This window comes from Eubacterium sp. An11, assembly GCF_002161065.1.
GTDB classification, from domain to species: domain Bacteria; phylum Bacillota; class Clostridia; order Lachnospirales; family Lachnospiraceae; genus Anaerobutyricum; species Anaerobutyricum faecale.
In genome coordinates, this window is sequence record NZ_NFLV01000046.1 from 1 (window position 1) to 13,623 (window position 13,623).

Here is a 13,623-nt window from a genome sequence, read left to right on the forward strand (position 1 = left end):
TTGACGAAATACAGCCAGGTACCAGTCTGCCGAAGTGGAGGAGGAGAACTTTTATCAATGCCTTGTCTTCGGTAAAGCAGCCTTCTGTGGGCTGCAAAGAGATTTACAAATCCCAATTTCGGAATCACCTCAGCAATTTATAAGGAGCATATATTATGAAAAAAACATTAGAATTATATGGAACTCTCGGCCCGACCGATCATTCCACAGAGATATTAAACGACATGTTTCAGGCAGGGATGACGGGGCTGCGTCTGAACCTCTCCCACACCAATCTGGCGGATTGTGAGCCGTGGCTTGAGAACCTTTACGCCGTTGCGGAGAAAAGACACATCGTACCCGACCTGCTGGTTGACCTGCAGGGTCCAGAAGTCCGCATTGGGATTCTGAAGGAACCTCTTCCACTGTCAGACGGCAGTGCTGTGCGGCTCTGCCCAATCGCTGCCATGGCAGGAAAAAGCATTTCTTCCCCTGCCGAAAATGAGCGTTTTTCTATGGAAGAAAAAAATGTTTCTTCCACAGAAAAATCTCCTGTCCCAGCGAATTCCGGGATGAAAGTTCCGGTTATTCCTGTGCCGGAAGCTGTTTTTCCTTATTTGAAGGAGGGACAGACTCTGCGCCTTGATGACGGAAATATCATCCTCACCGTGACGAAAGTCAGCCCGGCGCTGCCCGCTGCGGAGGCGAGAGTCGCAGCCGGCGGAGTTCTTTCTTCCCGGAAAAGTCTGGCCATCGACGGCGTATCCGTGGAACTTCCCACTCTGACTGCACAGGATTTTGAAAATCTGAAAGTCTTACAGAAGTACCGGGTCACCGGTGTCATGCTGCCTTTTGTCCGCGGCCGCGAAGATCTGATCAATCTGAAAAAAGCGTTGATGGATAATCGTCTTTCTCATATCCGGATTTTTGCCAAAATCGAAAACCGGCAGGGCGTGGAACAGCTTTCCTCCCTCCTGCCCCACTGCGACCAGATTGTCATCGCCCGGGGCGATCTGGGAAATGCGTATCCGCTCCCGAAGCTTCCCGGCGTTCAAAAACAGATTGCCCGCACCTGCCTGGCCTTTAAGAAACCATTTATGGTGGTCACCCAGATGCTGGCATCCATGGCGGAACACCCGGTGCCAACCCGGGCAGAAGTGAGCGACATTTTCAATGCTGTGCTGGACGGCGCATCTTCTCTGATGCTCACCGGTGAGACGGCGGCAGGCCGCTATCCTGTGGAAGCCATGCAGGTGCTGTCAGATACCTCCTTTGAGGCACTTCGGTACAGGATGGAATCGAAGTTTTTCCTGTAAATTGCTGTGTGCAGCTTTAAAAAGACCGGGCAAAACATAGAACTGTCTTTTCCGGTCTTTAAATGTTTTTATTCATTTTATTATCCACTTTGTATATGGCTGTCTATACAAACTTATTTAACTCTTTATTATACTCAAATCCTGCGGCTCCCAGCGTTTTCTCCAATTCTTCCCGGGAAATATCCATATCCTCACACATAACTTCCAGTGAGCTGTAATAATCCCGCAGTTTTGTATTGACAACGCTGTAGAGCATCATCGGGTCTTTTGGTAAATCCATAGCTGATTCCTTTCTTTTTGCTTCATGATTGATGCGTCTCCGGCACATTTTCCTTCTCAAAGAAAAAAAGCATTTTCGTGACGAAAGACTTCGTAATCTCATAAACCGAGTACTGCACATAGTTCACCCGGGCAATCTCCATGGCCTCTTTTTGTTTGTCCGTGGCCGTGGTGTACGGATAGAGGCCAAACAGGAATGGGAAGAACGCATAAAGAAATTCCTGTATATCGTTGACACCCATATACGGGAAGAATTTCTCCAGACAGCAGGTGATGGTCCGCATGGCTTTTGCATACACCTTTTTAAAGGATACCAGATTCTCCAGGCGGCTGTTTCCTTCCATATCATAAAGATTCATGGACATGAGCTTCAGCATTGTCCCACGCCTTTCCAGTGTGACGGCAAGCTCATGGGCAAACTCTCCGGCTGACAGAGATTCATGCTGATGAATGATCGTCTCCAGATCAGCGATCCACGCCTCGTGTTCCCGCTGCAAAAGTGCCAGAAATATTTCTTCTTTTGTCTGAAAATAATTATAAATAGACGTGCGGGTAAAGGAAGTCTTCTCTCCGATATCCCGGATGGTGATATCTTTAAAACCCATGGTCTCATAGAGGGACGCACAGGCGTTGACAATCTCTTCTTTTCTCGCGTTGGTCAATTTTTCTGAACCCTTTGGCATAACTGTTTCCTCTTTTCCGGTCATTACTGGTATTTATTATAGAGACTTCCCTTTCTCCTGTCAAACAAAAAGCGCAGGCAGGAAGACGTCTGTCTGCGATCCATTAGTCCTTTATCAGACTGTAGATCACAAAATCCATACATCTCCCTGCCTGTTTCGCAGCTCTTATTCAGCAAAATCTGTCTCGTTCTCAGCTCATAACGCGTTTTGCCCAGTCTGCCGCTCCGGATCCGTTCAAAAGCTGTCCTTTTTTCCAGGAAGCGGACGGGCAATGTCCTTTCAGACTCTTCTCTGCCTTTCGGATATCGCTGCCGCCGGAGGTGGCAAACGGAATCACCGTCTTTCCTGCAAAATCATAGCTCTCAAGAAATGTATCCACGATCCGCGGTTCCACATACCACCAGATTGGAAAACCGACAAAAATAGTATCGTACTGCGCCATATCCTGCACCGGCTCCGCGATGGCAGGACGACAGGACGGATCGTTCATCTCCCGGGTGCTGCGGCTGTTTTTATCCATCCAGTTGATGTCCGCAGATGTATATGGCTGTTCCGGACGGATTTCATAAAGGTCCGCTCCTGCTGCATCCGCTATCTCCTGTGCCACGCGGGCAGTTGTTCCACTGGCAGAAAAATATGCAACTAAAACTTTTTGACTCATGACATTCTCTCCTTTTCCATCATTTCATCTTATTCTTTCTCTTTTCACGAAGTTCTTTCTCTTTTCATGAAGGCCTGCTGGCGGGAGAATCCGTTTCTTCCCGGTTCCCTCCTACATACTCTCTTTCAGAATATTGACAACTTCATCATGTTCCAGCACTTTATATCCTCCCGGAAGAATGATGGTGCCGTCGGCAATCCCTTCGATCATATCCTCTGTGGCGCCCAGCTCGGAAATGTTCATGACCAGCCCCAGTTCTTTCATCCAGCTTTCCATGGCTGCAAGACCTTCCTTCGCCACCTGCTCATCGGTCTTTCCTTCCGGATTCACATCCCAGACATTGACGGCGAATCTTTTAAACTTCTGCACGCCATAAGGTAAAATATAACGATAATATGGCAGAGAAACCGCTGCCAGCGTCATACCGTGGGTGGCGTCCGTGTAGGCTCCCACAGACTGCCCGATCATGTGGACCATCCAGTCGGTGGATTTACCGCGGGACACCAGAGTGTTGAGGGCCCAGGTAGCCGCCCACATGAGGTTGCTTCTGGCCTCGTAATCCTGCGGATTCTCATTGGCAATGCGGCTTGCATGGATGACGGAACGCATGAGACCTTCGCTGATATAATCGCTGGTATTGTCGTCCTCCCCGGAGAAATACTGTTCACAAATATGATTGAAGATATCATAGATGCCGGCCACCATCTGATAATGCGGCAGTGTCAGTGTATATTTCGGGTTCAGGATGGCAAACTTCGGCATAATCTTTTCATCGGCAAACACATGACCAATCTTCTGTTTCGTCTTCGGATTGGTGATGACCGCACCTGCATTCATCTCTGAACCGGTTCCCACCATGGTCAGCACACATCCCACCGGAAGGGTCTCACAGGATGGCTCCTCAAAGCGCAGATAATATTTCTCCCACGGATCTTCGTCGCAGTTGACGGAAACGGAAACCGCTTTGGCATAATCACAGACAGAGCCGCCGCCCACCGCCAGAAGCAGGTCTGCCTGATGATTTCTGGCAATCTCCACACCTTACTTTGGCAGTTCCGTATTCAGATATCCCAGGGATTCATCTCCAAAATATAACTTTGTCGGGTTACAATAGGAAAAGTTTCCTAACATGTCAAGTCCCTCCTTTGATCATTAACGCAAATGTACTGCGGTTCTATTCTGACAATATGTCAGCAAATGTACTGTAACACCATTCTGACACTATGTCAATATTCTTTTCCAAAAATGGGGATTTGTAAAGGTGGTAGCAGCTATCCGCTCGGACAGACAATGACGCAAGGGCACATACGGATTCGCCCGACTCGACCCTCAGTCGGAGTGACCAGGGGAATCATTGCAAAATGACTATCTCAGTCCTCCTTCACAGCTCGCGGTCGAAAGCCGTATGTGTCCAAAACGTCATTTGCCTGTTGAGAAGCCTCTGTACCACCTTTACAAAAATCCTGAGCTACGTTGACAAAACAGCAGATATTATTTAATGATGAAAATATCAGGTTGTTCGTGGCTGACTCGCCACAATAGCCAGGATTCTTGTAAATCTCTATGCACGTAGACTGCATTTGTAGAAGACAAGGCATTGATATGGTTTGACGACGACTGTGAGCGCAGGCGTCTGATTTATATTGATGAAATACAGCCAGGTACCAGCCTGTCGAAGTGGAGGAGGAGAACTTTTATCAATGCCTTGTCTTCGGTAAAGCAGCCTTCTGTGGGGTGCAAAGAGATTTACAAATCCCCATTTATTCTGGACTTCATATTTATTTTGTAGTATTCTATAACATGAGTTATCAGATAGGAAATAGTGCCTGTTTTTACAAAAATGGGACATATTATGAATTATTCTGAATAAAAAATGTAACAATGGAGGTATCAGTATGAGTAAGAGTCGTGTCTGGAAGTTCCACAACGATGTGGACACCGACCAGATTATTGCTTCTCAGTATCTGCTTCTCCCGGATATTGAGGCAATGAAACAGTATACATTTGAATCTCTGGACCCTTCTTTCGCGGAGAAAGCCCAGCCGGGCGACCTGATCGTGGCCGGAGAGAATTTTGGCTGCGGTTCTTCCAGAGAACAGGCGCCAAGCGTGCTGAAAGCGCTGGGTATCAAGGCGGTCATCGCCAAATCTTTTGCAAGAATTTTCTTTAGAAACGCCATCAACATCGGTCTTCCGGTCATTATCTGTAAAGATTTGTATGATCATGTGGAGGACGGCGGCGAGGCGGAGCTGGATTTATCCGCCGGAACGGTCACCGTGGACGGCCAGGTATTTTCCTGCACCAAGCTTCCGGAATACATGCAGAAGATTCTGTCTGCCGGAGGACTCATTGCATCTTTGAATAAGGAGGAAGCGTAATCATGGGTATGACATTAGGAGAAAAAATCATTGCCAGAGCTGCCGGTGTCGATGATGTAAAACCAAACGATATTCACACGGTTACCCTGGACCGCATGATGAGCAATGACGGAACCACACATTTGACAGTGGATATGTATTATAACCAGTTAAAACATCCGAGGATCGCCGATAAAGATAAGGTGGTCTTCATTATGGATCATAACGTCCCGGCAGAGAATCCGAAAACTGCCGAGGCCCACAAGAAAATGCGTAATTTTGCCAAAGATCACGGCATCAAGCTGTACGAAGGCCAGGGTGTCTGCCATCAGATCATGATGGAGGACTATGTCTGCCCGGGCGAGCTGATTTTCGGCGCGGATTCCCACACCACCACTTACGGGGCGCTGGGCGCTTTCGGAACAGGAGTGGGCTGCACAGATTTCCTCTATGCCATGACCACCGGAACTTCCTGGGTGATGGTTCCGGAAACCATCCGTTTTAACCTTCACGGTTCTCTGCGGGAGGGCGTGTACGCCAGAGACCTGATCCTCACCATCATCGGTGATATCGGAGCCAACGGAGCCAACTACAAGATCATGGAGTTTGCCGGAGACGGCGCCCACAATCTCTCCATCGACGAGCGTATCGTACTCTGTAATCTGACGGTGGAAGCCGGCGCCAAGGCCGGTATCGTGGAGCCGGATGAAAAGGTTGTGGAATACTGCAAGGCCCATGGCCGGGAAGCGGTACATATGTTTAAGAGCGACGACGACGCGCAGTTCGCCGCCGTGTACGATTATGACCTGAGCAAAATCGAGCCGGTAGTTGTCCGCCCGGATTTCGTGGATAATTTTGCTCTTTTAAAGGACGTGAAGAAAGAGAAAATCGCCATCGACGAAGCCTTTGTAGGCTCCTGTAATAACGGCCGTATCGAGGATCTGCGTGCCGCTGCCGATGTAGTAAAGGGCAAAAAGGTAAATCCGAAGGTACGTTTCATCGTTGCCCCGGCTTCCAAAGCCGTCTACATTGAGGCTCTGGAAGAAGGCATCATCACCACATTGATGGAAGCCGGCGCCATGATCATGAATCCGAACTGCTCCGTCTGCTGGGGAAGCTGTCAGGGCGTTATCGGAGAAAATGAGGTGCTCATCTCCACCGGAACGAGAAACTTTAAAGGCCGCGCCGGTCATCCGACCTCCAAGGTGTATCTGTCCAACGCCGCTGTAGCTGCTGCTTCCGCCGTGGCCGGATATATCACAGACGAAACGAATAATATATAGAAAGGATTCGATTCCTATGAGTAATACAGAAAAATTTACCGGCAGAGTCTGGGTACTGGGCGACGATATTGACACCGATATCATCATCCCGACAGAATATCTGGCCCTGCCAACTGTCGAAGATATGAAACAGTACGGCTTCTCTCCGCTGCGCCCGGAGCTGGCCGGACAAATCAAGGAAGGCGACATCATCGTTGCCGGAAAGAACTTTGGCTGCGGCTCTTCCCGGGAGCAGGCACCGGAGATTATCAAGGCGCTGAAGATCAAATGTGTCATCGCCAAATCCTACGCCCGCATCTTTTTCCGCAATTCCATCAATAACGGGCTGCTGCTCATCGAAAACAGCGACATCCAGGATGTGGTCAAAGAAGGCGATGAGATTACCGTCACCATGGGCGAGTCCATTGAGAAGGACGGACAGATTTTCCCGATCACTCCTCTTCCGCAGAATCTGATGGATATTATCAATGCCGGCGGTCTCGTTAAGGCCATGCAGAAACGAAACGGCATCATTGAGGAGGGTTGACATGGGCTATACATTAATTGAAAAAATCATCAAAAAAAATATCGGAGCCGATCATGTGGAACCGGGACAAATTGTCACCGTAAATGTGGACCGGGTGATGATCCACGACATTTTCATTCCATTTGTGGCAGAGAAATTTGAAGAAATGGGCTTTAAAAAGTTATGGGATCCGGACAAAGTCGTTTTAATTTACGATCATCTGGTTCCGACCAGCGCTGTGGAAGACGTCCGCCACTTTAAGATCGGCGACGCTTTCGCGGATAAATACGGTCTCACCCACGTGCATCGCAGCGACGGTATCTGTCATCAGCTTATGACCGAGATGGGATACGCCAAACCAGGCAACATCGTGTTCGGCACCGACTCCCACACCACCACCTACGGCTGCGTGGGCTGTTTCTCCTCGGGCATCGGCTACACCGAGATGGCTGCCATTCTCGGCACGGGAGAAATGTGGATCCGCGTTCCGGAAACTATCAAAGTCGTCATCGACGGCGAGCTTCCGGCAAATGTATCTGCAAAAGACGTGATTCTCCGGCTCATCGGAGACCTGCGCGCTGACGGCGCCACCTACAAAGCTCTGGAGATCACCGGCTCTGCCGTGGATACTATGAGCGTGGCTTCCCGCATGACCATCTCCAATATGGCCATCGAAGCCGGAGCCAAAGCCTGCCTCTTCCGCCCGGACGAAAAAACCTGTGAATATTCCAAAGTATCCATGGAGGACGTGGACTGGCTTTACGGCGACGACGACGCCAGCTACTGCAAAGTCATGACCTATCAGGCGGAAGATCTTGTTCCTGTCTGCGCCTGCCCGTCCCAGGTGGACAACATCCATCCTGTATCTGAAGTGGAGGGCACAGAGCTTGACCAGGTATTCATCGGTTCCTGCACCAATGGCCGTCTGGAAGACCTGGCTGTGGCAGCCAGAATCCTCGAAGGAAAGACTGTTGCCTGCAAGCTCATCATCACCCCGGCCAGCCGCCAGATTTATCTGGACGCCATCAAAGCCGGCTACATGAAGACTCTGGCCGCAGCCGGAGCCATCATCACCCAGCCGGGCTGCGGACTTTGCTGCGGACGTGCCGGCGGCATCCTTACCGACGGCGAGAAGGTCCTCGCCACCAACAACCGGAACTTCCTGGGCCGCATGGGTACCTCCAAAGTAGGCATCTACCTGGGTTCCCCGGCCACCGCGGCCACCTCAGCCATCTACGGCAGGATCACTATGCCGGAATAGACAATATCTAAAACAACGGCAGAATGGACATCAGCCTCCATTCTGCCGTTTTCTTATTCTCATTTATTTATCATTCTATTATGAAACATTTATCAGTCCTCTCCTTCCACAATCCGCAGATTCCACGGTTCCAGCGCCAGAGTTTCCCCTGTCTGAATTTTTTGTCCGGTGAGGAGTTCCGTTCCCTCACTGTGCTGCCAGGACACTTCCTGTTTTTCGGGCGAGTAATTCAGATAATACCTCACGGTCTTTCCGTAGTCATTTTTTCCTTTTCGTACAATAACCGGGAAACACTCCTGTGGCAGCTCCACGCCTGCGGCCTGCAGTACAGTTTCAAGGATGAAGGTCAGCAGTTCTTCGCCAGTCATACAGCCCAGATAGAAAGCGGTTCCTTTCCCGTAAGAATTCCGGGTAAATGCCGCGTATTCTCCCCAGTTATAATGATCGTAGGAAAGAAGGGTTTCGGCGGTTTCCGGCAAGAGAAGTTCCATAAAAATTCTTGCCTGCATGTCAGACGCCAAATAACCTTCGTCCGGCGTCGTACCCTCCGCCCTCTCTCGTTTCTGCTGCTCTCCGTGCAGGCACTGCAGAAGTTTTCCTGTCAGCCCCACATGTTTCGGGAAGGCAAACTGATGATATTTCACGCCAAGGCACTGACGGAGGATATGAGGCTGCACATCATGACTGACCTTCAGGTTTTCATTGGAGAAAGCGGTTTTGAAGGTGACAAAGAGGGTGCCGCCATCTGCCACATACTGATTCAGCCGTTGGAGAAGGTCGTCGGGAGCGGCGTACAGGGCCGGAACGATGATGGCTTTATACTTGTCAAGGTGTTCCGATTCCGGCCAGATAAAGTCACACTCCACATTCATGCGGTAGAGGACGTCGTATATCCAGCGCAGCACATCGTTATAACGGATGCCGTGATTGCCGTCGGCAGAGGCCTCGATACCAAACCAGTTCAGTCCCGTGAGAGCCTCGTTGCTGACAAGGATAGCGACATCATTGCGCTTTTTCAGGTTCACCAGATGACTGCCGGTTTCCTTCCATTCCTGTCCGATCACACAGGCTTCCCGATACGTCTCATTTTCTTCAAAGTCATGGCTCAGCAGCCCTTTCCAGTATGTCTCCATAGAGTTATGGATGGAATGCCAGTGCCAGTACATAACGCTGTCGGCGCCGGAAGCCAGATGGCTGTATGCCTGCAGGCGCAGCTGTCCCCTGTACGGCGTCCAGCCGGGCCATCCCTGGGCCTCTGTCTCTATGACCAGATAATTATCATTTTTTAAAGACCGGGTCATGTCGCCCCCAAAGGCGATCTCCGCGCCGGTCAGTTCATCCTGGGAGGGATGATATATATCCACTCCGGCGATAGTCAGCGCCCTTGCCGCATGATAATGATTGACTTCCGGCTGCACGCCGTAAGAATATCCCCGCCATTCAAAATCAAAATTGTGAGTGATAAACTGATCTTCTCTCCGGTATTCGCTGACGATGGCCGCCTGCCAGGCGAGGAAATCGTCCACCAGAGTCCGCTGGAACTTTTCAAACTCCGCGCCCAGACTGCCGTTTACGGTACCCCGGATGTCCGGAAAATCCTCCCAGGCGTCAATGCGGTTGCTCCAGTAGTCAAGTCCAAACTCATGATTCATGGCGTCAAGATCGTTATGGAACTTCTCCCGGAGATATTTCACGAACTTTTCCTGTACATTTTTTCCGGCCGTGCCATAATTTTTCGTCTCATTGTCAATCTGAAAACCGATAACACATTTCCGGTGAGCGGTACATTCCATCAGCTTCCGGATCACCCGCTCCGCGTAAAAACGATATACCGGATGGGTGATATCCATGATCTGACGGGAGCCGTAAAGCGCCCGTCCCTTCACCGTCGTCACCAGCACATCCGGATGAGACTTCACCATCCATGCAGGGACGGCGTAGGTGGGCGTGCCGATGATCACGTGAATACCCGCCTCTTCCATGGCGTCCATCACCCGCTCCACATGAGAAAAGTCAAAAACGCCCTCCTGCGGTTCGCAGGTACTCCAGGTGGACTCCGCGATCCGCACGGTATTGATGCCCGCTTTTTTCATCAGAGCCACATCCTGGTCCAGACGGTCATACGGCATATATTCATCATAATAGGCCGCGCCAAAAAGTAGTTCTTTCATCCAAATTTCCTCCGCTTATTCATTTTTTTGTTATTGGTATAATAACATAAACGCATCCCTCATGCTACCCACTTTCACAAACATCTCCCTATTTTATAATTCCAAAAAACTTTTGAATAAACAGTGTATAACACTTGACAACAGTTCTAGACTGTTATATACTGTTTACAAACAGAGGAGGTAGAACCAATGAAAATAATCATCAATCACTCTTCCATGGTTCCCATTTACGAGCAGATCGTCGACCAGATCAAGACGCTCATCCGCAACGGGGAACTGAAGGAAAATGACAACCTTCCTTCTGTCCGCTCCTTATCAAAAGAATTAAAAATCAGCGCTCTGACTGTAAAAAAAGCTTACGACAACCTGGAAGCCGAAGGCTTCACCGTGACGGTTCACGGAAAAGGCACCTATGTGTCGGCAGCCAACGCGGAACTTTTGCTGGAGGAGCAGAAAAAAGAAGTGGAAGCCGATTTGGAGATGGCCATACAAAAAGGCAGACGATGCGGAATCAGTGATGAAGATATCCGTACGCTTTTTGAAATGATTCTGGAAGAAAACGAATAATTTGGAGGATTCATTATGCTGAAAATCGATCATTTAAGAAAAAATTATACGAATTTTTCTCTGGACTGCTCTCTGACGGTGATGCCCGGATGCATCACCGGCCTGATCGGCCAGAACGGCGCAGGGAAGAGCACAACTTTTAAAGCCGTGCTGGGACTGATTTCCGCGGACGGAGGAAATGTTACTCTTCTGGGTAAGGATATCAGAAATTTCACCGCCGCCGACAGACAGAATCTGGGTGTGGTGCTCTCCGATTCCGGCTTCTCCGGTTATCTGACCATCTCCGATATTCTCCCGGTCCTCGACAGTCTGTACGAACATTTTGATAAAACATTTTTTATGGAACAGGTACAGAAGGCGGAGCTGCCCCTTCGCAAACAGATCCGGGAGTTTTCCACCGGCATGAGAGCGAAACTGAAAGTGCTTGTCGCCATCTCCCACAACGCCCGGTTTCTGATTCTGGACGAACCGACAGCCGGTCTCGACGTGATAGCCAGAGATGAACTTCTTGATCTGCTGCGGGAATACATGGAAGCTGATCTGGAACGTTCTATCCTCATCAGCTCACACATTTCCAGCGACCTGGAAAGCTTATGCGACGACCTTTACATGATTCATGAGGGCCGCATCGTCCTCCATGAGGAAACCGACGTTCTTCTGAGCGATTACGCCCTTCTGAAAATGAGCGGGGAACAATACAACGCTCTGGATAAACAGTACATTTTACGGGTAAAAAAAGAAACCTACGGATACAGCTGCCTGACCAACCAGAAGGTATTTTATGCGGAAAACTATCCGGATATCGCCATCGAAAAAGGCAGTATCGACGAAGTGATCTCCATGATGATCCGAGGCAAAGCCGTCTGAAACACAGCCGGCCAAAACACTCCGGAAGAACTGAAATATTTCACAAGTTCCGGAAGAAGCATATTCTCATTCAGACCAGAGAGGTGGAAAATTATGAAAGGTTTATTGATCAAAGATTTTAAATTAATGAAAATGCAGAAACGGTTCTTTCTTCTTATATTATTGGTAGGCGTCGTCATTACGTTTTCATCCTACGAAGTTGCTTTCACCACAGGTTTCATGGCCTTTGTGTCTTCCCTGTTTTCCATAAGCTCCATCAGTTATGATGAATTTGACAACGGAAATGCTTTTCTGTTTTCTCTGCCGATCTCCCGCCGCACCTATGCCGTGGAAAAATATATTTTCGGTGCGATTCTCGGCTGCTGCGCCTGGGTGCTGGCGATGATTATCGCCATATCGGTGGGTTTCCTCAAAGGAATCCATCCCGACACAGAGACGTGGTTCAGCGCATTTTTAATCCTGTCCATGATGTTTGTTATCCTCGCCCTGATGCTTCCATTCCAGCTTAAATTCGGCGGAGAAAGAGGCCGCATCGTCCTTCTGCTTGTCATCGGCGGGCTGGCTCCTAACGGACTGGAACTCATCGGTATTGACCTTCTGGCGATGCTGGACGCCATGTCGGCCGTCAATGCAGGCATCATGTCCTTCATCACACTGTTGATCGCTCTGCTGTTCCTTGGCGTCTCCTGCCTGATCAGCATCGGTATCGTGCAGAAAAAGGAGTTCTGAAAACGTTTTAATGCTCCGGCTGCTCAAATGCGGCCGGAGCATTTCTTACATCTGTTTGCGCACAATCTTATATTCATCGTCCATCTGGAAATACGGACATCCGTCCCGGGGACTTCCCAGCAGCCTCGCCAGGTCATCCTCATCCAGATTTACCGTACATTCTCCCTGACCGTCTTCCTCGTCAATCCAGTAAAAAGCACAGTAATCACACTGCATATGCTCACCTCCCGGTTCTCTCCTGTTCTTCTTCATGTCTTTATACTTTCCGGACTATTATACCGATTCGACTTAAGAAAATCAATCCCCGCCGGAGGGCAGCCACCTTCCTTCTTCGCTTCTGTGGATTTCTTCCTCGGGTCTCTTTTTTCAGAAAAAAGTTGCTTTCACTGCCTTTTGTGTTATAATGACAGACAGGGCTTTATGCCATTATTGACAGAGCATTCTGTCATTCAGATGTCTCTTTCCGGCAGGCTGAACCGGCGGAGACAGCATATACGGAATACATTTATAAGGAGGAAAGACACAATGACAGCAGAACAGCAGAAATTAGTTCCACAGAGAGACGAAGATTTAAAAGCCGGCAATTACACCGTGATCAACAGCGAAGCCACCAAGAACTTTAATGTTTACGTGGTAGGAGAAAAACATAAAGAAGCCATGGATTACATCAACATGCTTCTGGACCGCTCCACTGATAACGTTCTCGGTTACGGCATCAAGATGGGCAGCCAGAAAAAGTTCGGCGTAAGTTTCTGGGATGAGGAAGATATTCCGGAAGAGTACCGGAAATAATTGTCTGTCCTGACATAATCCATAATAAGCAGCGGCCGCTGCCAGATACGCACTTTGAACTGCTCCCCGTCAAGTAGACAATGAAAAAAATATAAATTTTTCCTGCCAGTAGATTAAAACTACTGGCAGATTTTATGCTGCCTGCAAATAAATTTCATGTTTTTCCATAGGAG

14 protein-coding genes and 1 pseudogene are annotated in these 13,623 nt (G+C 49.2%); 9 read left to right on the forward strand and 6 right to left on the reverse strand.

Annotation, left to right across the window (positions count from 1 at the left end):
• Window positions 1–155 precede the first annotated feature (155 nt).
• A complete protein-coding gene (locus B5E53_RS17660) occupies window positions 156–1,295 on the forward strand; it encodes a pyruvate kinase (RefSeq protein WP_087317390.1) in 1,140 nt (379 codons plus the stop codon).
• 103 nt (window positions 1,296–1,398) lie between these two features.
• Here the strand turns inward: B5E53_RS17660 and B5E53_RS17665 are convergent, their stop codons facing one another.
• The 4 genes and pseudogenes from B5E53_RS17665 to B5E53_RS17680 all read right to left on the reverse strand — a co-directional run bounded on the left by B5E53_RS17665 (window position 1,399) and on the right by B5E53_RS17680 (window position 4,049).
• Window positions 1,399–1,575 (reverse strand): DUF4250 domain-containing protein, encoded by a 177-nt coding sequence (locus tag B5E53_RS17665; protein WP_087317408.1) that lies wholly within the window; start codon window positions 1,573–1,575, stop codon window positions 1,399–1,401.
• A 22-nt stretch (window positions 1,576–1,597) separates the two neighbouring features.
• On the reverse strand, window positions 1,598–2,257 hold the full coding sequence (locus B5E53_RS17670) for a TetR family transcriptional regulator (RefSeq protein WP_087317410.1): 660 nt from the start codon (window positions 2,255–2,257) through the stop codon (window positions 1,598–1,600).
• Window positions 2,258–2,447: 190 nt separating this feature from the next.
• Window positions 2,448–2,918 (reverse strand): flavodoxin, encoded by a 471-nt coding sequence (locus B5E53_RS17675; protein ID WP_087317392.1) that lies wholly within the window; start codon window positions 2,916–2,918, stop codon window positions 2,448–2,450.
• 111 nt (window positions 2,919–3,029) lie between these two features.
• Window positions 3,030–4,049 (reverse strand): annotated as a pseudogene (locus B5E53_RS17680) (iron-containing alcohol dehydrogenase).
• A gap of 764 nt (window positions 4,050–4,813) precedes the next feature.
• On the opposite strand from B5E53_RS17680, the gene B5E53_RS17685 reads away from it, so the two are divergent.
• From B5E53_RS17685 to B5E53_RS17700, 4 genes are read left to right on the forward strand one after another with little or no spacing between them, the layout of a single operon-like run.
• Complete coding sequence (locus tag B5E53_RS17685) at window positions 4,814–5,296, forward strand: 3-isopropylmalate dehydratase small subunit (RefSeq protein WP_087317394.1); 483 nt, start codon at window positions 4,814–4,816, stop codon at window positions 5,294–5,296.
• 2 nt (window positions 5,297–5,298) lie between these two features.
• A complete protein-coding gene (locus B5E53_RS17690) occupies window positions 5,299–6,558 on the forward strand; it encodes an aconitase/3-isopropylmalate dehydratase large subunit family protein (protein ID WP_087317396.1) in 1,260 nt (419 codons plus the stop codon).
• Window positions 6,559–6,574: 16 nt separating this feature from the next.
• Window positions 6,575–7,084, forward strand: a complete 510-nt coding sequence (locus B5E53_RS17695) for a 3-isopropylmalate dehydratase (RefSeq protein ID WP_087317398.1) — start codon at window positions 6,575–6,577, stop codon at window positions 7,082–7,084.
• Between the two features lies 1 nt (window position 7,085).
• Window positions 7,086–8,324, forward strand: coding sequence for a 3-isopropylmalate dehydratase large subunit (locus B5E53_RS17700; RefSeq protein ID WP_087282613.1), 1,239 nt, complete (start codon window positions 7,086–7,088; stop codon window positions 8,322–8,324).
• Window positions 8,325–8,416: 92 nt separating this feature from the next.
• On the opposite strand, the gene B5E53_RS17705 is transcribed toward B5E53_RS17700, so the two are convergent.
• On the reverse strand, window positions 8,417–10,495 hold the full coding sequence (locus B5E53_RS17705; RefSeq protein WP_087317400.1) for a beta-galactosidase: 2,079 nt from the start codon (window positions 10,493–10,495) through the stop codon (window positions 8,417–8,419).
• Between the two features lie 189 nt (window positions 10,496–10,684).
• Here B5E53_RS17705 and B5E53_RS17710 point away from each other — a divergent pair, with 189 nt between their 5' ends.
• The 3 genes from B5E53_RS17710 to B5E53_RS17720 all read left to right on the forward strand — a co-directional run bounded on the left by B5E53_RS17710 (window position 10,685) and on the right by B5E53_RS17720 (window position 12,658).
• Window positions 10,685–11,062, forward strand: a complete 378-nt coding sequence (locus B5E53_RS17710) for a GntR family transcriptional regulator (RefSeq protein WP_087282608.1) — start codon at window positions 10,685–10,687, stop codon at window positions 11,060–11,062.
• A gap of 15 nt (window positions 11,063–11,077) precedes the next feature.
• Window positions 11,078–11,929: an ABC transporter ATP-binding protein gene (locus B5E53_RS17715; protein WP_087317402.1), complete on the forward strand. Its 852-nt coding sequence runs from the start codon at window positions 11,078–11,080 to the stop codon at window positions 11,927–11,929.
• A 93-nt stretch (window positions 11,930–12,022) separates the two neighbouring features.
• Window positions 12,023–12,658: an ABC-2 transporter permease gene (locus B5E53_RS17720; protein ID WP_087317404.1), complete on the forward strand. Its 636-nt coding sequence runs from the start codon at window positions 12,023–12,025 to the stop codon at window positions 12,656–12,658.
• A gap of 45 nt (window positions 12,659–12,703) precedes the next feature.
• Here the strand turns inward: B5E53_RS17720 and B5E53_RS19380 are convergent, their stop codons facing one another.
• Window positions 12,704–12,910, reverse strand: coding sequence for a DUF6472 family protein (locus B5E53_RS19380; RefSeq protein WP_162611967.1), 207 nt, complete (start codon window positions 12,908–12,910; stop codon window positions 12,704–12,706).
• 273 nt (window positions 12,911–13,183) lie between these two features.
• Here B5E53_RS19380 and B5E53_RS17725 point away from each other — a divergent pair, with 273 nt between their 5' ends.
• Window positions 13,184–13,450, forward strand: coding sequence for a hypothetical protein (locus B5E53_RS17725; protein WP_087317406.1), 267 nt, complete (start codon window positions 13,184–13,186; stop codon window positions 13,448–13,450).
• Window positions 13,451–13,623 lie beyond the last annotated feature (173 nt).